Raw genomic sequence first — 24,355 nt, forward strand, 5'->3', positions numbered from 1 at the left:
GATGAATAAGAGATTTACCGTAGAAGAAAGTAATTTAATCAGTATTTTTATGGAAGAAGGTATAGATTCAGATGTGGGCGGCAGAAAAAAGGTCATAAATGGTATTGATAAAGCACTGAAATATCTGGAGGATGATGAGATGGTTGAATTGTCATTATGTGTCCTTGTAAAATTAAAGGAATTGACGGATCATGAATTTATGAAGATGGAGTTTGTAGCGGCAGAGTAACATCAAACGTAAGGCAGAGCATGGCTTTTGGAGGCTGTGTTCTGTCTTTTTGAATAAGAACTTGACTGATAAATATTACGGGTGTAATATTTATAACGAAAGGAATTAAATTTTTTTACCCTAAAATCTTACACTTGTAATATATAAGCGTAGTACATTGATACGAATAAGAAATGGAGGTAACGATGAAGGAAAAACATAGAACCAAAAGAATACAAAGATATAGAAAAATGTTGGGCATTATAGTGTTGATATTAACAATTACTTTGATTGGAGTAGTTGTGAGTGCAACAGTATTATATAAAAGAAAAAATTCGTGTAAAACACCAGATACTATCTTAGTAGAGTATATGATGCATATTCCAAAACAAGAATACGAAGAAATGTATGCAATGATTGATTTGGAGTCATCTGGATATATCAGTAAGGAAGATTTTCTGAAGAGAAATTCCACTATTTATGAGGGAATTGAAATGCAAAACATGTCGATAAAAAATGTCGAGTATGTGGAGGAAGATAAAAAAGTAACATATTTGACTTCGTTTGATACAGTGGCAGGAACTATCAGCTTTGAGAATGAGGCATTTTTTATAAATGGAGAAGAAGGATATAAATTGGTTTGGGATGATTCCATGATTTTTCCTAATCTGACTTCTGCAGATAAAGTAAGAGTTTCCACTACACAGGCAGAGCGAGGAGAAATTCTGGATAGGAACGGACGTGTCCTTGCAGGAAAAGGTACAGCATCTTCAGTTGGAATTGTTCCGGGCAAGTTGGAAAACAGAGAGGAAGCAATCGCACAGATTGCAGGACTATTGGAAATCACAACGGAAGTGATAGAAAAGAACCTGTCTGCAAAGTGGGTAAAGGATGATTCTTTTGTACCTATTAAAACGATTCCAAGAGTGGAAGAAATTGAGTTAATGTCTATCAGTCCAGAGGAAGAAGTTTTAAAGGAGAAAGAAAGGCATGATAAGTTGCTGGAGATTCCCGGAGTGATGATATCTGATGTTGAAGTGCGTGAATACCCATTAGGGGAAGCCGCTGCGCATTTGGTCGGGTATGTTCAAAGCGTTACTGCGGAAGATTTAGAGGAACATGCAGGAGAAGGTTATACAGCCAATAGTGTAATCGGCAGAAGCGGAATGGAGGGCTTGTTCGAGAAAGAACTGAAAGGCCAGAACGGTTGCAGGATTTACATTGTAAATTCGGAAGATAAAGAGAAGGAGGAACTGGCTTGTATCCTGGTACAGCATGGGCAGGACATCCGGCTTACGATAGATACTGATTTGCAGGTTTCCTTGTACGAACAGTTTAAGGAAGATAAAAGCTGCTCAGTAGCCATAAATCATTATACCGGAGAGGTATTGGCTTTGGTCAGCACACCGGCCTATGACAATAACGATTTTATTATGGGATTATCGAGTGAGCAGTGGACTGTACTTAACGAGGATGAGAATAAGCCAATGTATAATCGGTTCCGGCAAGTGTGGTGTCCGGGATCTACCTTCAAACCAATTATAGCTGCGATTGGTTTACAATCAGGAGCAATCGATCCAATGGAAGATTACGGGAACGTAGGATTAAGTTGGCAAAAAGATGCATCGTGGGGTTCATATCATGTAACAACGCTTCATGCGTATGAACCAGTCATTTTAGAGAATGCCTTGATTTATTCTGATAATATTTATTTCGCAAAAGCAGCATTAAAGATTGGATCGGATGAGTTGGAGAATTCTTTGATACGGCTTGGTTTCAATGAGGAACTACCATTTGAGATTAAGATGGCAGAATCTCAGTATTCCAATACAGAAGGCATTGAAACTGAAATACAGTTAGCTGACAGCGGTTACGGACAAGGACAGATTTTAGTGAACCCGTTGCATATGGCATGTATTTATTCTGCTTTCTGTAATGAGGGAAATGTAATAAAGCCTTATTTGGTATATCAGAATGAAGCGGAAGCTGAGTATTGGATTCCGGGTGCCTTTTCTAACGAGACAGCAAGTCGTGTATTGGAAGGAACAAAGAAGGTTGTGAATGATTCTAATGGAACTGGATATGCAGCCCATCGAGATGACATTCTTTTAGCAGGAAAAACAGGTACGGCAGAAATAAAGGCATCGAAGGATGATACTTCGGGTACAGAATTAGGATGGTTTGCAATTTTTACAGCAGAAGATACGGAATGTCCTATATTGATTATCAGTATGGTAGAAGATGTGAAAGGAAGAGGAGGAAGCGGATATGTTGTTAAGAAAGACAGCCTGGTTCTGGAAGAGTGGTTTAGCAGTCATTAGTTTTGTACTGATGTTTAGTATTTCGGGGTGTAGCGATACACCACCGGAAGAAGATACAGTTTCGGAAACAGTAATTGATGTTCAGGACGTTTCAGAAGAAGAACAGGAGAATGAAGAAGAAATTATAAACATCTGCATAGATCTTTATGACAAGGCAGCAGAGGAAAATAAGTTAGATGATTTGGAAATAATTCGGAGTATTGTTAAGTTATGTGAATTACAATCTGCTCGTTACAGATTGGGATAGCAGCAATGTGGAGGACATTCTGATGCCTTGTATGTATGAAGATGTTTATAGGATTTCTACGGGGGAAAATCTGAAAACTGAGGGTTGGAAGATTCCGGCAGAGGAATATGAAAGGATAATGACTACTTATTTTCCGGTATCGGTAGAACAGTTGAGAGAGCATTGTGGATATGATGAGGGCAGCAATAGCTATGAATATGAGATGATTTATGCCAGCCCATACCCACCTTTCGGAGAAGTAGTTGACTATACAAAAAATGCGGATGGAACGATTACACTTATCGTGGATGGAGTATGGCCGGATTATAATTCTGATCTCGCTTTTCGGAATACGGTTGTGGTCCAGCCATTTGAAGACGGAACTTTCAGGTATCTTTCCAATTCTATAGAACAAATAGAGTTGGAACTGCCGCCAATAGCAAAAGCACATTAAATTTGCTTTGAAAGAAAGGATGATATTATGGCATTAAAGAAAAAAAGCATTTTGCTGAGTATGGCATTTCTGATTGGATGCTTCGTATGTGCCTGTGGAAAAGAAGATAGTATTGTGGATGAATCTCTTGTGAAAGATACGGAAGATGTATCTTCCACGGAGGAGATAAAAAGTGCCGAGGAAGAGGCTGCAGAACAATGGGAAAAGGGCTACGACCTTCCAGTAGATGAACAGGAAAGGGAAGAAGCTGAGACTGACTGTAAAAAGCTGATGGAACATTATCTTGATATTTATGAAACTGCAGATAAAGGGATAGCATCTAATGTTGCTTTGGATGATCAAACGATTTTGGAAATGCAGAGGAAGCTAAAGGATGCAGGATGTCCGGTTACAACAATGGTAACATATTCTAACATGGAGAATTATGAAAGTGTTGACAGTTTTCTGAAAGAATGTATGGAAGGGAAAAGTGGTTCTGCAGTAATTTATGAAGTCCACAACGATGGTGGATTGGGCAGAATGAAATTCATTTTTGATGGAACAGATATGTATGTTGTAAGTACAATAGGAATCTGGAATGCTGATAATAAGCCGGGGATTTCATACATTTCCTATACAAGACTAAAAGAGTGGAAATATACAGATAAGGGATGGTTCTGCTACGAGTTGTGTGTGCCGGAGCCACCGGAGGTCAGTGAAATTGTGGATGGAAGCTGCGTGATTAGAATAAAACCTATGACAGAGGAACAACGAGAGATGTCTGAGCGCCTCGTCTTGGGACTTGGATATCAGGGACAGAACCTTTTGTGTTCCAACTGGAATACGGAAAATATGAGAGAATTGGATTATAACGGAATGTTTGAATATCTGTATGGAATGAAATATGGAGAAAAGTTCAATTCCGAAGATTATCCAAATGGTATTCAAAAAGAAGAATTCGAAAGTCTGATTATGGAATATCTTCCGATAACAGCGGAGCAGATACAAGAGTACGCAGTATTTGACGAGGAAAACCACACATATGATTGGGCTCGATTAGGATGTGGAAATTATGCACCTACTTTCTTTGGAACTTCTCTGCCGGAGGTTATCGACATCAAAGAAAATGAGGATGGGACAATCACATTAACAGTTGAGGCGGTTTGTGATATGGTTATTTGCGATGATGCAGTCATAACCCATGAACTTACGGTAAGGTTTGCAGAGGATGGCAGTTTTCAGTATTTGGGGAATAAAATCCTAAATGACGGAATTATGCATATACCTGATTACCAATACCGTATTAAAGATTGATTTGATAATTGTGGTGTTCTATGGTAATCTTACAGGTGTAAGAAAGGGGGACACATGAAGAAACTAAAATTAGTTGGAATATTGGCAGCAGTTGTATTAATAGGAGGAGTTGTTTCAATTCCGCTTATAAATAACCACACTGCCTATAAAGTGGAAAAAGCATTATGTGAAATCCCGCTGCCAGAGGAAACGGAATTGATAGAGTCGCTGTCGCAGGCAGGGAAGCTGACGGGTAACGGAAATGGAATGCAGTATTTCGGAGCAATTCTAATTCGAAGTGACTTGTCTTTGGAAGAATTGGATGCTTACTATTCAAGGTACAGAAGTAATGAGTGGGAATGTTTGGTGAAAATTCAGGAAGGGCAGTCCATTGAGGGGATTGATCACGGGACACTACAATTTGCGGAAGAAATAAAGGACAGGGGTTATTACATTGTATATTCTTGGGGAAGTGAAAATTCTCTATTGGATGAATTGGATATACGTGGACACTAAAAACGAGATGGAGACAAATTATGAAGAAAATTTCTAATATATGTGGTTTTATTGGAATTGCTATATATGCGGTGCTGATGATTCGCATTTCAAATCTATGTCAATACGGTGGGACGAAAGTGGACTTGATTCCAATATTGATTTTGGGTGTTGTTCTTATAGCAACAATCATTTTTGGAATTGTTAGCAGTAGAAAAGAAGAAAAAATTGAAAAAGGTAAACTGTTCTGGGGGAAATGTATTGTAGTTGTTGCCCTGACCATTTTGTTTGGAGGCAGGATTATTTATTCGGCAATCCCTTATAATGGTGCATTGTCATGGAAGATTGACGAATGGCGTAACCAAAAGAAAATTGAACTTACTCATACCAACTTCTTTGAGACAGGTGTAGAAGGAATCTTGGAAGACATTGAGACAGAGTTGGATTTACCGGATGAACTTTATGTTCAAAATAAGTTCCAGCTTTCCTTTGACAAAGATGGTGAAATTCAGAGTATTTATACTTATATGTATGGAAGATATGAAAATGGAGACGAAAATACATTCCTTATTGACTATGATGTGGATGCAGATTCAAAAATGACTGTGTGTATTAATGGAGTTGCGAGCAAATCTTACGATGATGACATGAGATTACAGCCGATGCTTGAAATTTTGAAAAACGCTGATTACAAAACAAGAGTAAATAACTGGGCTGTGGAAGGATATGCAGACGATTATGAAATTCTCTATTATGGCAAGCGGGAATTTAACACAATGGAAGGATTTGTATATCTTCAAGGTGATGTGGATGGTGACGGAGTGGACAACACAGACAATGCCATTTATTCGGAACTGAATGGTGGAGCTGTTTATGGATATGAAGTCTCGCTTCATATTCCAAGTGAATCTGAGGTGACTCCGGTACGTTATTTTATGGAACCGGAAGTGATTCCATTAGAAACTATCATCGACAGGGAGGAAGAGCAGACTATTGATGATGCTAAAGAAACAGAATCCTGGTATGTAGATAATTCCAACGGTTCTGTATATTACTGGTTGTCTGAGAATAAAGAAATTGGATGGAGATTAGTAGTTACTGATGCGGCAGCAGGAAGCCGTTATTATGAATTGGAAAAGTCATCAGATGGTGGTGAAACATGGAATGTGATAAATGCCAATCCGTTTAACAACAAGATTGGCGTGGCACTGGGAATAGAATTTTACGATGAAAATCTTGGTGTGATTGGTATGACAGGCGCTTCACAGGATGCCTCAACTTTATATGTGACATCAGATGGTGGAGTTACTTTTACACAGATGGAATTTCCAATGGAAGAGGTTACGGAACTGCCGGATATTGCTGATGAACTAGGATACACAATCGCAGATTATGATTACGCAGAGATGCCACAAGTATCCGATGGACAATGGACTGTAATCATCAAGGCAGAATACAGCAGTTACGAAGGCTTGAGATTTACATCTAACGACAATGGAAAGACATGGATGTATGAGGGATTAAGTACAGGCGAAGGTGATTTACAATAAGAAATAAAAGATACGAATAGTGTTAAAACACAAAAATATCCTGTTATATATACATATAAGAAATATCTATTACCCATTTTCTGTGTCAGCAACTTTCTATCCATATTTCTTCATAAATTGCATGATTGTTTTCGAAAATCATAATATCCACAGCAAGATACCTAAAAGAAATGATACATCATTGATAATGTATCGCATACTCTGTGTCTGTATATAACCTCATATTGCACCTGTACTCTCACATCCGTTCTTCTAATCGCAGAAAATTCCGTAAAAGTTCATTTTTCATCTTCAGGCACTCAATTTCTTACTGATATTCTCTGATACTAGCTGGTTCTGTCTGTTTTTTAGGACGTCCTCTGTATTTTAGCAGAAGCCCAGCAATAAGACGAGTCTATTCCCGATTATAGTAATTGATTCAGTTTTCAATTTGTCGAATCTCTAATTAAAAGTATTTTACAAGCTTACGGATTGGTTTTTCCTACTTTACACATAGCAATCAGCTTTGGTTCAATTATTTGATATGCGTGTATTTACTTTTTGCTATAACAAAACCTGCTCATATAATCAAGTGTTTTTTGTTGAAACCACAGGCTCCTTATGTGATTCTATTATTTTAAATAAGGGGGCTTTTTGTCATTGTCCGTTTTTATTGGTTCAGTTCACTTTTTATGCTCAGATACAATAGGAAAAATTATTTTAAATTTTGCTTGACTTTTAAATATTACTATTGTAATATTTAAAGCGTGCTTCACACAATAGACTTATTGCTATATTTTCTCAACTAAAATTTTATATTGACAAATACATATAGAATTCATTTTATTTATAAAGAGAGGTGACAAAACATTTTCAAAATCTTAATACAAATATGTTGAGAAAAGATAAACTATGTTGGATTATAGTTCGTAAGCACAACTAAAATGAATGGTTTACTAAATTTAACCTAAATAAAGAATTATATATTGTGACAAATACAACTCTCATATCCTTTAAAATGTAAATACTACTATTTTATTATGGATTTGCAATGAAAAACTTGAAAGGTGGAGATAATATATTACAAATGCATAAGTTAGCTATATGAAATGATATAAATGCTTCAAAAATTCAAAATTCTATGTATAATCTATATTTTAGGAGGATAAAGTTATGAAACACAACAAAATTACCATAAGTATTTTAATGATCTTTGTCATATTATTATCTGTTGGATGTAGTAATAATCAAGAAAACATTTCTGATGGCAATGAAAATGTTAATGCAGATTATGATTTTCTATTTCAAGAACTGGAAGAAAAATATGATGCTACATTAGGAATTTATGCACTTGATACAGAAACTAATAAAGAAATTTCTTATAATGCAGATGAAAGATTTGCATACTGTTCAACATATAAAGCTTTAGCTGCCGGTGCCATTTTAGAAAAATACTCTATTGAAGAACTTGATAATGTAATATATTTTGAAGAAGAAGATGTTTTATCTTATGCACCAGTTGCAAAAGATAAAGTAGATACTGGAATGACTATTAGAGAAATATGTGATGCTGCAGTTAGACAAAGCGATAATACTGCTGGAAATCTACAATTTACTCTTCTTGATGGACCTAATGGTTTTAAACAATCATTAAGTAAAATTGGTGATACTGTAAGTGAGCCTTCTAGAATAGAAACTGAATTGAATGATGCTGTACCTGGCGATATAAGAGATACTAGTACTCCTAAACAATTGGCTTTAAATTTAAAAGAATATGCAACTGGAGATATATTGTCAGATGATAAAAAAGAGATTTTTATAGATTGGATGTCAAATAATGCAACTGGTGATGAATTAATTCGCGCTGGTGTACCAAGTGATTGGATTGTGGCAGATAAAAGTGGTGCTGGTTCTTACGGAACACGAAATGATATCGCTATTGTAACACCCCCAAATAAAAAACCTATATTTGTAGCTGTACTTTCAAAAAAAGCAGAACAAGATGCAGAATATGACAATAAACTGATAGCAGATGCCACAAAAATCATCTTTGATTTAATATCATAAAAATTGATTCACTCAAAAATAAATTAATATACCAAAATACAATTACAAAAGTTTTATCTTAGAAACTCTCAAAAAGAACCATAGATAAGATTCTTCTATGACGATATAGGTGAAATACTTGAATTCAAGCATTTCACCTTTTTTGTAAGGATATGTAGAAAAGTCTATAAATAAGGATGCTTCTATAACAATTTGGAATACTTAAAATTAGAGATTTGAACCTTATGTTATAAATACTATCGGGTAAAAGATTGTACGACTGACTATGACCTTTACCCGATTTTATTATGTTTTATTTCCAGATATTCATGTCTGACAAGATAGACATGGTTATTTCAGTTGCGTTGCCTCCGGTAGCATCGCTGTCTGCACTAATGTTGGTGGCAAAAAAGTATGTATTATCTGCAGTTTCGATATAACCGATGAACCATCCGTTTACATCCTGTCCATTCACACGTCCGGTTCCGGTCTTTCCGTAGAATGTTCCGGCATTGGAAGCTGAAAGGCAGATGGCATCTTTTACGGCATTGATATTTTCAGGGGCGAAGCCGAAACTGTTATTCTGCAGCTTGGTTAAAAGTTCGACCTGTTCTATTGGAGAGATTTCCAAGGAGGATTCCATCCAATAAGAGGAGAAATCGCCACTCATGTTTTCGTTACCATATCCGATTTCTTGAACATAGCTGTAAACGTCAGAGGTTCCAAGCTGTTCGTCTACTGCTTGAAAATACCAATTCACAGAGGAGTTCATTGCAGACTGTAAGGTCTGATCTGCGTTCCATGCTTCAAATGGATAGGTTTCTCCATTCCATGCAATGAACGAATTTTCTGGTGTAATGACGCCTTCTTCCAATCCGAACAAAGCATCGTATATCTTGTAGGTGGAGTTTGGAGCAACCCGTAAGGTGGCATGCTCCATGTCATGTATACTCCATGCATCGTTTTCCAAATCGTATAAAACAAAGCTGCCTTCGTATTCTCCGAAGTATGTGGAGAGGTCTACATAGGAAATATTCTCAGAAGAGGAATCCCATTGGTAGTGGCTTCCATCTGCTGCGTATGTAGAAATAAAAGGTGCGAATCCAAGGAGAAGGACAGCAGTCAACATGAATGCAGTCATACCTTTTACTCTTTTTATAAATGTCGGCTTCTCATAAGATGCAATGTTGATAATTCTCCGTTTCATCTGCTTCATGTTTCCACCAAGACCGGCGGCAAACGGAAATGGAGTAAGTGAAATCTTTTCCGCAAAATTGATCAGTGTATTACCATAATCTGCATAATCATCCTCCTCAAGCATCTTTAAAACAGAGGTGTCACAGGCAACCTCTCTGTCATTACGCATTTCTTTCAGAGCATACCAGACAAGAGGATTGAACCAATATATTACTCCGGCAAAGTTCATTAGATAGTTGGCAATAGCATCTTTGTGCTTATAGTGCTGTAGCTCGTGTAACAGCATGTATCGCATGTCCGATTCGTTATAATCTGAGATGAGATGAATCGGCAGATAAATACAAGGTTTCAAAAGCCCCACAATAATCGGAGATTTCAAAAATGCAGTACTGTAAACATGGATATTTCTGTTAATTCCCATTTCTTTCATACATCGATGATATAGTTTTCGAACTTCCGGGTTCTGAAGGGGAAGTGCAGATTTTTTCAAGTTCTGTAAGCGGATAGAGGACTTGATTACCAATATAATCATTGCAAGGATGCCTACAAGCCATATTCCAAATAGTATGTATCCGATGCTGGATGGAGTCTCACTATTTACCGAAAGGGCAAAGTCATTCATCCAGTCTGCATTTCCGGCTGGATTGATCCCAACAGCTTCTCCTAGGGCGGTTCTGGTGCCAGAAGTAGGAGAACTTTTCAGGCTACTGAGCCACGAGAGGATTTGCGGAAACCCAATTAAACGGAACGGTATAAAAGGAACTACCAACAATCCAAGTAGCAGGAACCACAGATTATACTGCATCCGGCTGGATAGGTTGCCTTTGAATATCCGCTTGGCTATCAAAAGAATTCCGATGATACCGCTGATAAATACATTGCATATTAAAAAGCGTATCATAAAATCAGCCATGTTAATTACCTCCTTTTTTTGACCTCTTGGAAAGAAGAGAGCGGAGAGTGTCTATTTCCGTTTCGGACAGTCTGTCATTTTCTATATATGCAGACAGCATGGCAGTGATGTCTCCATCGTAGTATCGTTCTAGAAAAGAGTTACTTTCCTGACCGATGTATTCACTTTCTTTCACAACTGGAGTGTAAACAAACACCCGACTTTGTTTTTCATAAGTCAGAACGCCCTTGTTCACTAGACGTTTAATTAGAGTTTGTATTGTTTTTGGACTCCAGCTCGTAGTCTGTAATAATTTATCAGTTATTTCATTGGTGCTGATCGGCGCATGTTTCCATACGATTTTCATAACTTCAAATTCAGCTTCAGAAATCTGTGGTAAATCACTCATTTCAAATCCCTCCTTAAATCTTACGGCTGTAATAAAAATATTATAGATGTTATTTGTGTAGTTGTCAATTTAAGAGAAAATAGATTGACTTGAAATCTTACTTATGTAATAATTCAAATATTACATAAGTAAGAATTAAAAAAAGGAGTGGAATCAGGATGATTGAAATTGTAAATAAAGTGCTTTGAAAATAAGAAAACCAATAGAGTCACAAGGAGTCTATTGGCATTCTTACAGAGTTGGATGGTCTTGCTTGTGCAGCAGATCAAGCAGATAACGAACCATAGGCAATAAATCCGCAGCCTCCTGTTCCGTGCAGTCATTCAGCAGGGTCAGGAGTTTTTGGAGATTTGGCTGTTGGTTTGCGTTGGCTGGGTAGAAAATCTTATCGGCGGGTATCTTCAGATATGTAATCAAAGGATACAGCTTATCATATTTGGGGTTACCACGTCCGGCTTCAATATTTAGTATGGTGCGGGTATCCATATTAAGAGTTTCAGCCAGCTTTTCTTGTGAAAGTCCGAGTTCGGTACGGGCTTCACGCACTGCAATGGCAAGAATTTGTTTTATGTCATGCATTATAATTCACCTCGATAGTAGTTTACAATACCTATTAAAACGAGTGAATTGCAATAGAATACAGTGTAGATATGGAGTGTAATACATGAATGTAAAGTATGGGAAAATACATAGAAAAAGAATAGTGAAAAGTTTTGAGATAGCAGCATATTACACACTAAGGTGTATCGCAAAGAAGTATAAAACTTCAACGCGATACACCTTTTTTGTGGGGAAATCAGAGCGATGTAAAGTCTTTTTCGGGTTTGCGGTTTGTGGTCTGTTCCTGTCCCGGAGTCCGGTCAAGATACTGGTTCAGATTATCCAGTTTTCGGTTGAGAGCCTGTATGTCTTTTTCAGCAGATTTATAGGTTTTCTGCAAGGCTTCTTTCTTGGCATACAGAGCATTGTAATCATTACGAAACTTATCAATATCAAAATGTTTTAAGCTGATTCCAAAGCGTTTCAGCATATTTTCTGCACCGTCATGGAGCAGGAGTTCTGTTTCATGGTGGCGGAGATAAGCGTCAGGGTCTTTCGATTTCCGGTAACGGATGTGATAGATATGATTGCTCTGATATTGTTCAGCGTATTTCAATATCTGTCCTAAATCCTTTAGCTGACGTTCTGTTTCCACAAGACTGTTCCGTGCGGTTTTTGCAAGAACAGACTTACTTTCAATCTGTTTTTCAAGCTCGATGATAGAACCTGCTTTACTGTAACTGCTGGCAGCGATTTTGAGATTTTCAATCGCTGCCCAATGCTGCAGACCGGGGCTTTGCGTGAACTTTTCTTCCGAGGTGTCAATCAGCGTTCGGGAAGAATAATCCTTGATAAGAGGTTTCTTTCGGGCAGGGAATGGGACACGTTTTTGTGTCTGTGCTAAAGCCTTTGTTTCTACCCGTTCCTTAATCCGTTCTTTGGCGTATTCTGCACCCAAAGACTTTAAGCTGCCACGGACAAAATGCTCCCGGTCAAGGGGGCGGAAGGAAATGTACTTTAAGGCGTTTTCTCCAATGGTTTCGCCTTTGATTTCATAACCTTTTGCCCGTATCAGCTCCATGCACTGTTCATATGTATCAGCGTTTTGAATTGCTTCATCAATGTCCTGCTTGAGCTTGATTTTCCACGAGGTGCCATTTCTGCCGGATGTCCATTCTTTATAACTTTTACCACGCTGGTTTGTGGGAGAAATGACGGATAACTGATGCTTGGAACACAGCTCATCATTCAGGCGGCGAATGTGGTAGTAGGTCTGTTTACAGTCATGATATTTTTCGTGATTCACATTATCTGCGGCACAGAAAATGATGTGGTTGTGAACGTGACCTTTATCAATATGAGTGGAAACGATATAAGAAAATTTCCCCTCTAACAGCTTGTCGGCAAGCTCCACACCGATCTGATGTGCTTTCTTATAAGATACCTCTCCCGGAGCGAAAGCCTGTATCAGATGAAAGGCTTTGTTGGGGTCTGCCTGATTTGTTTTTGACAGAGCAAATTTGAAGTCAAAGGCAGCGGTTTCAGGACTGCATCCGAAGGAAGAAATGAGAATACTTTCATCTGTTTTTTGGGAATTACAGATATAGTTTACTGCCTTATGGACGGTTGCCTGGATAGCATGGATTTTTGTGATTGCCATACCTGTTTCATCAGCTCCTTTACTTCGTTTACATCGGCTTTATAGACATTGCCAGTAGCATTCATCCGCTTGGCAATCTGGTTCAGATTATTGCCGATACGGGCGAGCGTGGTGTTGTATTCCCGCAGGTGTTCGTAGTTTACATCGTAGACATAGCCATACAAAATCAGATGCCGAATAAATGCGGATTTGCTCTTCATGCCGGAGGCTTTCCATTTCTGATCTAAGATGTATTGCTCGTCATCGCTGAGATAGATTTTAAGTTCATTTTGTCTTTCTCGGTTTGCCATTGCAGTATCAGTCCTTTCCTTATTTGTATAAAAGATTTTCAAATATGCCGTAGCCGGCGGTTGTTTTTTGCTTTTAGGGGGACAGGGGGATATGCCCCATGCAAGCCAATTTCTGCAAGTTTTCACTTGGTAGAAACTTGCGGAAATGGTGCCTGTGAGGGAACACAGGCAGTGCTTGCTATTCTTCTGCAAATTACCCGTAGGGAATTTGCGTGTTGCGTGAGTATAGGCGAGCGGTTTGCAACACAGTAGGGCGTTACCGCCCTTGTTATGGATAGCGTTGATAATTCGACTTTGCAGTTGGGCAGAAGCAATAAAAAAACTGCCACGGTTCATAAGGGCATTGATTGCCCGTAAAAACTCCATAGCAGTTTGTGTGACTTTTTATGATTTTTGATTCTATCCATAATGATTTTATCAATGGGAAAGGGGAAAGTCAATGGCTGGAGAGAGATAAAAGATTTACAGAGAAATTTAGGGGAATAAGCAAAGATACTGCATATTCTGCATTTAAAATTAGAATTGGAAAACCAGAAGAGAGGGGGTGAAGCATGAATACCGTACATCGTAGAACGGAAATAATCAATATTCTTATTATCAGACGACATACAACAGCGAATGAATTGGCACAGGAATTTGGCGTTTCCATTCGCACGATACAGTATGATATTCAGGCTTTAACTCCGGTTTATCCGATTTATACAAAACAGGGAGAGAACGGAGGAATTTTTATAAGAGAGGATTACAAGCCTTATGCCAATTCGCTGACACCTATGGAAGTAGCTGCCTTGCATGAATTATATGATTGGACGGAGGGCATACATAAAAAAGTTTTATTTCAAGTCCTAAGAAAATATGGACCGGATAAATTACAACTTTGATCTTGTCATTCTGATAAAGCACATAATTTTTACAGAACCGTTCATAGCAGACGGAAGTGTGCTTATGTGCTTTTTAGGCTGACAATTTCAGCTTTGATTTTATCCAAAATGCAGACGATGTCTGCGATTGTACCTTGACAATTTCATAAACCAATGCGTACAGGACGTGTGGAATATGTGGAGCCGCTTTGAGGATACGCCATAAGACACCTGCTTTTGCCTTTGGCAGAGGTGGATACGAAGGAATATTGAAAGCAGATATTGAAGTTAAGGTGTGGAGCGGGAAATATCCGGCATAAATGTGTAGCAGTTACACGGAGGCGTTGATACATATTTTTGATAATGATACTTCCGGCTTAGTCCGGTCAGATAAGATGACGGTGCGATACCGATGTGGGTAGTGTAATGAGCTGCCACCTGTACGGATTTTTTAATATCTTCCAATAAAAGCATATTTGTTTGCTAAGTATGTTTTTATTGGCAGATATGCCATAACCATAGCAAGAGAAAAAGAACACACTTTGAAAAGGTAGGTGGAAGAATGCAGGCAAAAGTGAACACAAAAAATTTTATAAGGTATGACGAGGGTGCGGAGAGGTATTCTATGAGTAAACACAGCTTTATGAAATTGGCACAGGATGCTCGTGCTGTTTATAAAATTAACCGTATCACATTGGTAAACGTGAAGATTTTTGAGGAGTATTTGGAATCTTTTCGAGCGTAGACATGATAAGAAAGAGGAAAACGAATTATTGTATATCAAAAAGTATTTGACTTTTTGATATACAAGTAGTAAAATGAAGTCAGGTTATGAAAGGCAGGTGTTGACGGATGGCAAGAATGGGTAGACCTAAGTTAGAAAATCCGAGAAGTGAAGGTGTATTCATCCGTCTTACAAAAGATGAGCATACAGATATAACAGAGTATGCCAGCTCTCATGATCTGACCATAACACAGACGCTTGTTCAAGGATTTAGAAAGCTGCAAGAGCAGGATAATACCGAGAATGAGTAATGGCATTTGTGACCTCTTTCTTATATTGAGAGGAAGGTGGTACATAATGTCAATGTCGAGAAAAGATTCAAAAGGCAGAGTATTAAGGAAAGGCGAAAGTCAGAGGAAAAACGACGGAAGGTATATCTACCAGTACACCGATTCGACAGGTAAAAGGCGGGTCGTTTATTCAAATGACCTGTTGGAGTTAAGGGAAAAGGAAAAAGAACTTGTTCGCAATCAGTTGGACGGTCTTGAAAGCTATTGCAGTGGAAAGACAACTTTGAACTATGCATTTGACAGGTATATTTCAACGAAGTATGATTTGAAAGAACACACACGGGTAAATTATAAGTATATGTATAACCGTTTTGTCAGAGATACTTTTGGAAAAAGAATCATCAATGATATAAAGTATTCTGATGTGAAATTCTTTTATTGTTCGTTGATGAACATATTGGGGTTACAGGCGAATACATTGGATAATATTCATACGATTCTGCACCCAACCTTTCAGATGGCAGTTAGGGACAATGTGATACGCAATAATCCGGCAAGCGGTGTAATGGCAGAAATCAAAAAGGCGAATGGAAAGAATAAGGGCATAAGACACGCACTTACATTGGAACAGCAGAGAGCATTTTTGAATTATGTATCGAACAGTCCTGTGTATTGCCATTGGTTGCCACTGTTTACAGCACTTTTTGGAACGGGATGTCGCATAGGAGAAATGATAGGGCTGCGTTGGGAAGATTTGGATTATGAGAATAAAACCATTAGTATAAACCATGCGGCTATCTATCGAGTAATGGAGAATGGAAAGAGTGAATTTCATATTTCTTCGCCAAAGACAGAAGCCGGGATTCGTACTATTCCGATGATGCAGGCTGTAGAACAGGCATTTAAGGATGAATACGAAGCACAGAAAGAAACCGGTTTTAATGTGCAAGTGGTTGATGGTATGAGTGGGTTTATCTTTTGCAATAAAGACGGAATTATCCATAAACCCAGCGTAATCAACAGTGCAATCAAAAGAATTTACGAAGCCTACAATGCCGAAGAAATTATTAAGGCAAAACGGGAGAGCAGACGCCCGGTATTGATTCCTCATTTTTCGTGTCATCATATCCGACACACATTTTGCACCAGATTTTGTGAAAATGAAAGAAATCTGAAAGTGATTCAAAGTATTATGGGTCATGCAAATATTGAAACAACGATGGATATTTATGCGGAAGCAACAGATGTGAAGAAAAAGGAAGCAATTAAAGCTCTGGAAAATAATAGTGATATATTTTAGGAAGAAGTCCTTGCAAGGGGACGATTTCCAAGACAAACCTGACATCAAAAAAGTCAGAATACATCAAAATGACATTAGTTTGTTGGATTTTGGTGGACAAATATGGACTGGCGATATATAATGAAAATCGTGTAAAAAAGCGTTTATCAACTTATTTGGACTGTGGTGGATTAGCTTCGGTTATATTCCCGACGATGAAGTCACTGGACGCTGATAAGAAAGCTTCCAAGACTTCCGAAGCAGCTCCGGCAGAGGCTGAAAAACCGGTTGAAAAGATTGATTTTTCTAAGGTAAAAGTCGAGCCATTGTTTGAAGAAATGGTTGATTTTGATACATTCAGCAAGTCAGATTTCCGTGCAGTAAAGGTTAAAGAGTGCGTTGCAGTACCGAAGTCAAAGAAGCTGTTACAGTTTACTCTTGATGACGGAACAGGCACAGACAGAACCATTTTAAGCGGTATTCACGCTTATTATGAGCCAGAAGAGTTAGTTGGAAAGACACTGATTGCAATCACAAATCTGCCACCGAGAGCTATGATGGGCATTGACTCTTGCGGTATGCTCCTCAGTGCTATTCATGAAGAAGAAGGCGAAGAAAAGCTTCATCTTCTGATGGTTGATAACCACATTCCAGCAGGTGCAAAGCTCTATTAAGATGAGAAACTGAGCCTTGCGGCGGTGTGCGCTTGCGAACACCGACATAAGGCGAAAAACGCACGGAGACGCCAGTCGACGTGATGTAAAGATGTACCGTTTTACCGAATAGACGGGACGTACTTCATTTGATAAAAAACTGAAAAAGCAGCGATTTACATCAAACTTACATCAATTGATGCAGAAATCGGTGCAAGCAAGAAAAAATCGCATAATTAGTGCAATGAGTGGGCAATTCCAATCGGAGTTGCCCATTTTTAAAACAAACAGAAATACAAATCGGAATTTGGAGGTGATTTAAATGGAAAACAAAATTGTAGGTGCTATTTTCTGTTTCATGTCAGCAGTTTTAATTTCTGCACGATATATTTCTGCTGCGATATTTATGAGTAGAGTAGCTTCGTGGAATGCCACTTTATTTGCAGGAGGTCTTGAATATGTAGGTCCTTTTTTAGCAATAGCGGCTGGTATTGCGTTTATTATTGGAATCCTGTTTCTGGGATATGGGCTGTATCAGGATATTAAAAAGATAAAGAAGTAGAACAATTCCAGTTTGCCAATTTGCTCTTTGAGAGAGGAGAAATCCTTTTCTCAAAGGGCTTTTTCTATTTATACAGATATTCGCAAACTACAAGATAAAGCCAAAACTTCATATACTCTAAGCACAAGGAGGTTGAGGTTGGCTATGAACAACAGTTTAGCAGAAGTACACCCGGAGCTTGTTTCGGAGTGGTCGGAGAAGAACTTACCGCTTACACCTGATGACATTACTTTCGGTTCAAATAAAAAAGTATGGTGGAGAGGTGCTTGCGGTCACGAATGGCAGACAAGCGTTAAGGCTCGTTCTAATGGAGAAAAATGCCCAATATGTTCCGGTGCGAGAGTGATTGCAGGTATTAACGATTTGGCGACATTAGAGCCATTACTGGTAAAACAGTGGTCGAAAAAGAATAAGATAAAACCGACAGAGGTTTCTATTGGTTCTCATAAGAAAGTGATTTGGAGATGTGAGAAAGGACACGAGTGGGAAGCTGCCGTTAAGAGCAGAACGATAAATAGGACAGGCTGCCCGTATTGTTCCCATAATAAAGTGTTGGCAGGATTTAATGACCTTGCAACGCTTCTGCCGGATATAGCTGCCGAGTGGTCGGACAGAAATTATCCTTTACTTCCGACTCAGGTTACGGTCTTTGCCAATCGTAAGGCTTGGTGGAAGTGTAAGGATTGCGGCAGAGAGTGGAACACTCTTATGAGCCGGAACAGCTTGTTGGAAAGACATGCGTAGCGATCACAAATCTTCCTACCAGAATGATGATGGGAATCCCATCAGAAGGAATGTTGATTTCAGCAGTGTATGAGTATGACGGACACGAAGGATTGAATCTGCTTATGTTAGATGACGCAATTCCTGCTGGGGCTAAGCTGTATTAAGAAGGTAAATGCATGTATTTTACGACAGAGTTACGACAAATGATGAGCTATGATATAGTAAAAAATATTTCTAAACTTAAAAAACAGGTTGCTAAATTCAGAGAAACTGTATATACTAAAGATAGAAGTAAATGTTTGCCGCTTGCTGATGGTGCGGGGTATAAATAATTCAGTTCGTAAATGAAGCCACTTGCTATACAGGTGGGATAAAAATAGTATAGTTTGTAAATGTTCCCCATCAGTGAATGCTGATGGGGAATTTTATCACATAGGAAAGGTTATTTATGGAGATACAACAGGGATATTCGTATCATATCAAGGATGAATTTTTTGACTTGGTTCAGGATAAATATTTGATGAGTAATAAGGAACAGGGGAACTATCGTCCTCATTACTATGCAATTCAGGATAGAAAAAATCCAAAATTGTATTGGATGATACCAATTAGCTCACAAGCTGAGAAATACAAGGAAATCGTTGAAAAGAAAAAGAAACGATATGGTAAATGCAATACGATAGTGATTGGATTATTTGCAGGGAAAGAAAATGCTTTTTTGATACAGAATACATTTCCTGTTATTGAAAAATATTTTGACCATGTTCATACGATTCAGGAACAGCCTGTAACGATACATAAAAAGTTGGATAAGGTACTTGTTGAAAATCTGAATGAAGTATTGGCTATGTATAATCGTGGAATAAAATTGACTTTTACGGGTATTAAAGCGATTAGGAATATTATGGAAGAAGAACTTGGAAAATAGAGAGGACACCATTGCTTATGCAAATGTAAGTAATGGTGTCCTTTTGTATGAGCAATGTTTATAAACCCACTGTAATTCCAACAAGAAAGGATTCCTCACCGGGAACGAGATCAAGATCACCGCCATGGCTTTCAATGATTTTTCGGACAGAGGAAAGCCCGATTCCATGATCGGCGGATGCGCCCTTTCGGGAGAGGAATGTTTTTCCCTCTTGCAAGGTCAGACCGTCGTAAGTGTTTTCAATCTTCAAAAAGTACATATTGCCTCTGGTTTCGCCTGCAATGAAAACGCGGCGCACCCCTTGCTTTTGGCGGCTGCACGCCTCAACGGCATTGTCCAAAAGATTGCCCAGCACCGTACACAGTTCCACATCGGTAAGCGGCATCTGCTCGGGAAGATCGAGCCGCACCTGAAATTCTGTCCCTTGTGTCTGCGCCATGCCGTAGTAGTATTCAATCAGTGCATTTACGACGGGATTTTTGCAGAACTGGGCAGGGGAGTGACCCGATGATGCCGCAACCTGTTCCTCTACCTGTAACAGGAAGGAGCAGATCTCCGTCTGCCCACGTTCAGAGGCCATGCGGTCTATGGTGCGCAGATGGTGTTTGATGTCGTGGATCAACCTTCTGTTTTCTGCCGCTGCTTCAGAAACCTGACGGCTGTATTCGGTCTGCATAGAAAGCTGACGGATGACCTGCTTGCGTTCTTCCTGGAAAATCAGGCTGTTTCCATATCCTTCTATCACATCGCGCCAGAGGGAATAACCGATGGCTGCTGCTATGAAAAAGCTGCCCCATTCCAAAAACCAACCGCCGATAACCGGCTCATAAACCGGCAGAAGGCGATCCCATATAAAGGCGCAGGTTGCGGCTGCCGCAGCATAGAAGATCGGCCTGCTCCGTTTTTCTCCTCTGTGAATGGCAAGCACAGCGATGATAAGCAGATAGAGCGCAGATGCCGCCTTATAACAAAAGACCGATGCAGAGAAGAAACGAATCGCTCCAAGGGAGAGATGGGAAGCCATCATGCCATACACAAACGCATATACCAGGAAGGCAGCGCCCACCCCATTACTGATGGCCGCAGGCAGGAAGCCCGGCCTGCATATCCGGTTTTGCAGAACTACGATCAGCCAGGTAACCAGATAGATACAGAACAGTTCAATCGTGTACCAGGGGAATACGGGAACCGCAGCCAGCATATGAAGCACAGGATAGGATGACAGGCCGCACATGGCAAGGCAGATCAGTCCGAACAGGAATGTATTTTTCTGTTTCATCCGGCGGCTGAAATAAAAGGACAACAGCGCACAGACAAAGGTAACTGTACAGCTGAACAGGCAGAATGCAAACCGGATTCCTCTGGTTGTATTGACCGCCAGCATCGTTCCGAAAGCAGGCGGATAGACAATCCCTCCGTAAAAGTGGTCATAGTTGCTGACCGCTATGGTGAGTGTGACCGGTTTTCCGCCATGAAAAGTGACCATGCGGTTTTGAACCAATGGTGTCCCCTGTGACGGTTCCCCCATTTGCAGGATCAGGTCATGATCCAGATAAAGGTTATAAGCAGAAAACACTTCTGGGATTTCCAGCGCATATGTTTCCTTCCGTTCCGGCAGAAAGAATGTCATCTGATAAGTCCCGCAGCCATAGGGAGAAGAGTTTGCAGGGCTGGAGAAATTGGTCTGCTCTCCGATGGAAAGGTAGCGCATATAATGGCTTTCATCCCGTATTTCTTCCGGGGTCAAAAGCGCGTCAGGATAAAATGCCCAGCCGGATACCAGAAAGCGCACCGGTGACTTTTGAAGTTCTTCCTCAGAAAGCGCCAGAATCCCATTTGCCGCCTGGATTGTGTTCTGGCTATATTTATTATTGAACTGATACAGGCCAAGAAAAAACAGGGATGAGCACAGGCAGACCATACATAAGGCAGCATATTTTTTTACCGCAGAAGATACCATCTTATTTTCGCCTCCTCCTTAGGAAAAACACACCGGCAGACAGAAGAAGCAGACAGGCCGGAATCAAAAGGAGTATGGGCGACCGGCTATGCTCTGTGTCGGCGGCCTGTGCCAGGGAAACGGCATCTTCCTTTCCCACAATGGTGTATGCCCCTGTATGGCTGATCTGAAAGGAGACGGCTTTTGCCGCATCGTCATAACCGGTCATGGGAATTTCCACGCCGCTTTCATCACAGAGGAACCATGTGCCGGCTGCCGGGTCATTTGGACAGGGCAGCATGACAGAAACATCCGGCAGGGAGCTGAGTGCAGTTCCATTGATGGAAAACGAAAAAGAAAAACCGCCGTCCGTATCCTTTTGGATGATGACTTCAATCTGATCTTCGTTTTGGATGCCCTCCGGCAAGGCGTCTTTTGGTATGCTGATGGTGATTCCCTGTTTGGAAAAGACGGCTCTTTGCTCCCCTGTTTGCAGCATCATCAAAAAGCGCGTGCCGGAAATCCGGTCGGTGGTTTCATCGAAGAACTCTGAAAAATCAGGGCTTTTGGAATCCGCATCTTCCTCTGTATCACCGTTTGCCTGTTCCGATGGGAAATCGTCTTTATCTATATCTATGGAATCATCCTTTCCCTCCCAGGATGGCTCGGAAGACTTGTGGGATGGTTCATGATCCGCAGGATCATTTTCTTCACTGACAGGTGGTGTTTTTTCAGAATCGTTGGAATCCACTCTGCCGCCATTTGTTGCAGGCGGTTTTGGAGGCTTTGTGGAGGGCCTGTCTGCGAAACCGTCATCCTGATCGTCGGTATCTTCAGGAGGCGGTTGAATGATGGTATCGGGAGGATTTCCGCCTGCATCCCCTCCATCCCGGTCGCCTTCATGATACCCTTCAAGGACAATTCCATCTGCGTAGGTAAAGGACAGGATGCCGGTCTGTCCGCCGTCATAATCCACCTGAAGGCGGTAACTGCTTCCCGGCATCAGCAGACGGGTAGCAATCGAGAGCATTTCCTGACCCACATAAACGCCACTTTCCAGACGGTTCCATGAACCGTTGTTTTCGGACAGCCATATACTGACCTTGTCCAGATTCCCCGGCGGTGTGACCCAGGGAAAATAAAGGCTTCCTCTGCGAACCAGGAAGCAGTTGATGTCTGGGCTGCCCGGAGCCTGAACAGAAACAGGAATTGAAATTTCAGGGAAATCGACACGATCCGCAAATATGGTATTTTCCGGTGCAGTCAGCCTTCCTGCTGCATGGTACAGTCCCACAGTATTCAAATCAATACCAGAAAAATCCCATTCCACCACAGCGGTGTAGCTGGTTCCATTTTCCGCATAGCATTCCAGATAGTAAGGGGAAAAGGCAAACAAATTTTCCAGCGTTTCGGTTTCGCTGCCCTCTTGAACCGCAAACGCGTCCGTATAAGGATACCATTGCTCTATGGAGGTGATGACAGCAGGCGGCATTTCTTTCACCCGGACGGAAATCTGAAGCTCCTGCAAGACAGCTTCACCAAAGGCATACCCCTCCGGCAGTTCAATCCGGCCTGCTGCGGTATATTTGCCTGGAGTGGTCTGGTCAATGGCCGAAAAATCCCATGCGACAGAAAATGTTTCCTGCCGGATTTCTTCACCTGCTGTTACCGTGGCGCGGACGGTTTGATACCGAAGGGCCAGCTGATAAATTTCCTCCAGGTCATCATCAGACGGTGTGGTTCTAAGGGGCAGGGTGAAATCTGGCAGGGAGAGCAGTTCGTCTTCCTTTTGTATTTCTGTGACAAGGACGAGGGATACTTCTTCCGATGCTTCCGGGGTTTTGCTCTCCAGTGTCCCCGGAGCTTCGCTTTCTAAATCCGGCAAAATCTCCCTTCTTTCATCGGCATTGGATGGGGTTGCAGTTTCGGCGGCAAATGCTGGGATACTGCAGGTGAAGCAGAGGAGACAGGCCAGACAGCCCTCCAGAATACGCCTGTGCATTTGCTTCATTCTCATATGATACCCCCCATTCCAGAGAAAACATATTGACGGTAGGTTTCCCGCAGCTGTTTTCCATTGCGGAGGGCAATCGGAAGTTCCTCCCCGTTTATCAAACGGAAGGTCTGACTGTCAACCTGGCTGATGTAATCCATGTTGATTAAAATGCCCCGGTAGCAGGGCAAAAAACGCTTGTCCTTCTGCAATGCGGCAGTAACCTCCTGAAAGCCTCCGCTTACCGGTATCACGCGTTCCGCCGTATGAATCCGTGTCATACGGTTTTGATAATCTATGTATAGAATCTTTTCTGTGGGAAGTTCCAGCTTTTGACGGTCAGCCATAACCGAAAGTGTCATCACTTCATAGGGCGGTTTTAGCTGGCACAGCTCCATCGCTTCTTCAAAATCTGCCTGATGGAGCGAAAGCGGCTTCAGCAGATAATAGCTGGCGGACAGGCTGTACCCCATCCGGGCATAATCTTCTGTAATGGTCAGAAAAACGATCTTACAAAGCCTGTTTTTCTGGCGCAGCCTTCTGGCGGTCTCTATTCCATCCATGTTCTCCATATAGATGTCCATAAAGACAAGCTGAAAATTGACCTCGGCGGCAGCTTTCAGAAAATTCTCTCCGTCCTCAAATTCTGTCAGCGTATAGTCCAGCTGATGCTTTTTCATATAATTTTCCAGACAGGCAGACAGTTCGGCTCTGTCATCTGCTCTGTTATCCACAATCGCAATCTGCATCGTGCCATCTCCTTTGCACAATAATCCAATATTAGTATAACATAAAACCGCAGGAAAAACTTGCGTCTTAAACAGAAAACCTGCGTCTTAAACAAAGTCGGTTGCATTTCCCT

Annotated in this window: 28 protein-coding genes; 19 read left to right on the plus strand and 9 right to left on the minus strand. The window is 40.6% G+C overall.

Translation table 11 applies throughout. The annotated features are described in order from the left end of the window. Position 1 precedes the first annotated feature (1 nt). The 8 genes from DXB70_RS06460 to bla all read left to right on the plus strand — a co-directional run bounded on the left by DXB70_RS06460 (position 2) and on the right by bla (position 8,572). Complete coding sequence (locus DXB70_RS06460) at positions 2–229, plus strand: transposon-transfer assisting family protein (protein ID WP_118672910.1); 228 nt, start codon at positions 2–4, stop codon at positions 227–229. A 185-nt stretch (positions 230–414) separates the two neighbouring features. Beyond that, complete coding sequence (locus DXB70_RS06465) at positions 415–2,529, plus strand: penicillin-binding transpeptidase domain-containing protein (protein ID WP_118672911.1); 2,115 nt, start codon at positions 415–417, stop codon at positions 2,527–2,529. Next, complete coding sequence (locus DXB70_RS14045; protein ID WP_147354044.1) at positions 2,477–2,776, plus strand: hypothetical protein; 300 nt, start codon at positions 2,477–2,479, stop codon at positions 2,774–2,776. Before DXB70_RS06465 ends, DXB70_RS14045 begins: the two co-directional genes overlap by 53 nt. Before the next feature lie 7 nt (positions 2,777–2,783). After that, positions 2,784–3,209, plus strand: coding sequence for a DUF6070 family protein (locus DXB70_RS06470; RefSeq protein ID WP_347559600.1), 426 nt, complete (start codon positions 2,784–2,786; stop codon positions 3,207–3,209). A gap of 27 nt (positions 3,210–3,236) precedes the next feature. Continuing rightward, positions 3,237–4,502 (plus strand): DUF6070 family protein, encoded by a 1,266-nt coding sequence (locus DXB70_RS06475; RefSeq protein ID WP_118672912.1) that lies wholly within the window; start codon positions 3,237–3,239, stop codon positions 4,500–4,502. Between the two features lie 54 nt (positions 4,503–4,556). Next, entirely contained in the window at positions 4,557–4,997 is a 441-nt protein-coding gene (locus DXB70_RS06480; protein ID WP_118672913.1) for a hypothetical protein, read from the plus strand. Between the two features lie 20 nt (positions 4,998–5,017). Beyond that, positions 5,018–6,526: a hypothetical protein gene (locus DXB70_RS06485; RefSeq protein WP_118672914.1), complete on the plus strand. Its 1,509-nt coding sequence runs from the start codon at positions 5,018–5,020 to the stop codon at positions 6,524–6,526. Positions 6,527–7,678: 1,152 nt separating this feature from the next. Then, complete coding sequence (gene bla, locus DXB70_RS06490) at positions 7,679–8,572, plus strand: class A beta-lactamase (RefSeq protein WP_002575559.1); 894 nt, start codon at positions 7,679–7,681, stop codon at positions 8,570–8,572. A 292-nt stretch (positions 8,573–8,864) separates the two neighbouring features. Here the strand turns inward: bla and DXB70_RS06495 are convergent, their stop codons facing one another. The 5 genes from DXB70_RS06495 to DXB70_RS14630 form a co-directional block, all read right to left on the minus strand. Further along, positions 8,865–10,661: a BlaR1 family beta-lactam sensor/signal transducer gene (locus tag DXB70_RS06495; protein ID WP_118672915.1), complete on the minus strand. Its 1,797-nt coding sequence runs from the start codon at positions 10,659–10,661 to the stop codon at positions 8,865–8,867. Position 10,662: 1 nt separating this feature from the next. Beyond that, complete coding sequence (locus DXB70_RS06500; RefSeq protein ID WP_002596372.1) at positions 10,663–11,049, minus strand: BlaI/MecI/CopY family transcriptional regulator; 387 nt, start codon at positions 11,047–11,049, stop codon at positions 10,663–10,665. A 231-nt stretch (positions 11,050–11,280) separates the two neighbouring features. Next, positions 11,281–11,628 (minus strand): helix-turn-helix transcriptional regulator, encoded by a 348-nt coding sequence (locus DXB70_RS06505; protein WP_014081116.1) that lies wholly within the window; start codon positions 11,626–11,628, stop codon positions 11,281–11,283. Positions 11,629–11,845: 217 nt separating this feature from the next. Continuing rightward, positions 11,846–13,249, minus strand: a complete 1,404-nt coding sequence (locus DXB70_RS06510) for a relaxase/mobilization nuclease domain-containing protein (RefSeq protein WP_118672916.1) — start codon at positions 13,247–13,249, stop codon at positions 11,846–11,848. Further along, positions 13,198–13,905, minus strand: coding sequence for a MobC family plasmid mobilization relaxosome protein (locus DXB70_RS14630; protein ID WP_347559602.1), 708 nt, complete (start codon positions 13,903–13,905; stop codon positions 13,198–13,200). The genes DXB70_RS06510 and DXB70_RS14630 overlap by 52 nt, the downstream gene beginning before the upstream one ends. Positions 13,906–13,925: 20 nt before the next feature. On the opposite strand from DXB70_RS14630, the gene DXB70_RS14135 reads away from it, so the two are divergent. Next, a complete protein-coding gene (locus tag DXB70_RS14135) occupies positions 13,926–14,087 on the plus strand; it encodes a hypothetical protein (RefSeq protein ID WP_014081113.1) in 162 nt (53 codons plus the stop codon). 3 nt (positions 14,088–14,090) lie between these two features. Next, positions 14,091–14,420: an HTH domain-containing protein gene (locus DXB70_RS06520; protein WP_002596376.1), complete on the plus strand. Its 330-nt coding sequence runs from the start codon at positions 14,091–14,093 to the stop codon at positions 14,418–14,420. 267 nt (positions 14,421–14,687) lie between these two features. Here DXB70_RS06520 and DXB70_RS14050 read toward each other — a convergent pair whose 3' ends face one another. Next, positions 14,688–14,873, minus strand: a complete 186-nt coding sequence (locus DXB70_RS14050) for a hypothetical protein (RefSeq protein ID WP_136017837.1) — start codon at positions 14,871–14,873, stop codon at positions 14,688–14,690. A gap of 88 nt (positions 14,874–14,961) precedes the next feature. Here DXB70_RS14050 and DXB70_RS14370 point away from each other — a divergent pair, with 88 nt between their 5' ends. The 9 genes from DXB70_RS14370 to DXB70_RS06565 all read left to right on the plus strand — a co-directional run bounded on the left by DXB70_RS14370 (position 14,962) and on the right by DXB70_RS06565 (position 19,561). Next, positions 14,962–15,144, plus strand: coding sequence for a DUF6462 family protein (locus DXB70_RS14370; RefSeq protein WP_002596377.1), 183 nt, complete (start codon positions 14,962–14,964; stop codon positions 15,142–15,144). A 107-nt stretch (positions 15,145–15,251) separates the two neighbouring features. After that, positions 15,252–15,434: a hypothetical protein gene (locus DXB70_RS06530; RefSeq protein WP_002596378.1), complete on the plus strand. Its 183-nt coding sequence runs from the start codon at positions 15,252–15,254 to the stop codon at positions 15,432–15,434. A gap of 46 nt (positions 15,435–15,480) precedes the next feature. Further along, on the plus strand, positions 15,481–16,713 hold the full coding sequence (locus DXB70_RS06535; protein ID WP_002596379.1) for a site-specific integrase: 1,233 nt from the start codon (positions 15,481–15,483) through the stop codon (positions 16,711–16,713). Positions 16,714–16,781: 68 nt separating this feature from the next. Further along, positions 16,782–17,366, plus strand: coding sequence for a methionine--tRNA ligase subunit beta (locus tag DXB70_RS06540; RefSeq protein WP_347559603.1), 585 nt, complete (start codon positions 16,782–16,784; stop codon positions 17,364–17,366). A 301-nt stretch (positions 17,367–17,667) separates the two neighbouring features. After that, the gene (locus tag DXB70_RS06550; protein WP_118672918.1) at positions 17,668–17,907 is read left to right on the plus strand and encodes a hypothetical protein; all 240 of its coding nucleotides are present in this window, start codon (positions 17,668–17,670) and stop codon (positions 17,905–17,907) included. 144 nt (positions 17,908–18,051) lie between these two features. Further along, the gene (locus DXB70_RS06555; protein ID WP_243099917.1) at positions 18,052–18,651 is read left to right on the plus strand and encodes a zinc-ribbon domain-containing protein; all 600 of its coding nucleotides are present in this window, start codon (positions 18,052–18,054) and stop codon (positions 18,649–18,651) included. Next, positions 18,603–18,797 carry a hypothetical protein gene (locus tag DXB70_RS06560; protein WP_270231859.1) on the plus strand — a complete coding sequence of 65 codons (195 nt, stop codon included), beginning with the start codon at positions 18,603–18,605 and terminating at the stop codon, positions 18,795–18,797. Before DXB70_RS06555 ends, DXB70_RS06560 begins: the two co-directional genes overlap by 49 nt. Before the next feature lie 12 nt (positions 18,798–18,809). Continuing rightward, positions 18,810–18,965, plus strand: a complete 156-nt coding sequence (locus DXB70_RS14140; RefSeq protein WP_181357217.1) for a hypothetical protein — start codon at positions 18,810–18,812, stop codon at positions 18,963–18,965. 116 nt (positions 18,966–19,081) lie between these two features. Continuing rightward, positions 19,082–19,561: a hypothetical protein gene (locus tag DXB70_RS06565; protein WP_107001034.1), complete on the plus strand. Its 480-nt coding sequence runs from the start codon at positions 19,082–19,084 to the stop codon at positions 19,559–19,561. Positions 19,562–19,619: 58 nt separating this feature from the next. Here DXB70_RS06565 and DXB70_RS06570 read toward each other — a convergent pair whose 3' ends face one another. The 3 genes from DXB70_RS06570 to DXB70_RS06580 form a co-directional block, all read right to left on the minus strand. Further along, the gene (locus tag DXB70_RS06570; RefSeq protein WP_118672919.1) at positions 19,620–21,521 is read right to left on the minus strand and encodes a GHKL domain-containing protein; all 1,902 of its coding nucleotides are present in this window, start codon (positions 21,519–21,521) and stop codon (positions 19,620–19,622) included. Position 21,522: 1 nt separating this feature from the next. After that, the gene (locus DXB70_RS06575; RefSeq protein ID WP_147354045.1) at positions 21,523–23,385 is read right to left on the minus strand and encodes a hypothetical protein; all 1,863 of its coding nucleotides are present in this window, start codon (positions 23,383–23,385) and stop codon (positions 21,523–21,525) included. A 128-nt stretch (positions 23,386–23,513) separates the two neighbouring features. Continuing rightward, a complete protein-coding gene (locus DXB70_RS06580) occupies positions 23,514–24,242 on the minus strand; it encodes a LytTR family DNA-binding domain-containing protein (protein WP_118672921.1) in 729 nt (242 codons plus the stop codon). Positions 24,243–24,355: the final 113 nt, after the last annotated feature.

Source organism: Clostridium sp. OM05-5BH, assembly GCF_003481505.1.
Taxonomy (GTDB): Bacteria; Bacillota; Clostridia; order Lachnospirales; family Lachnospiraceae; genus Otoolea; species Otoolea fessa.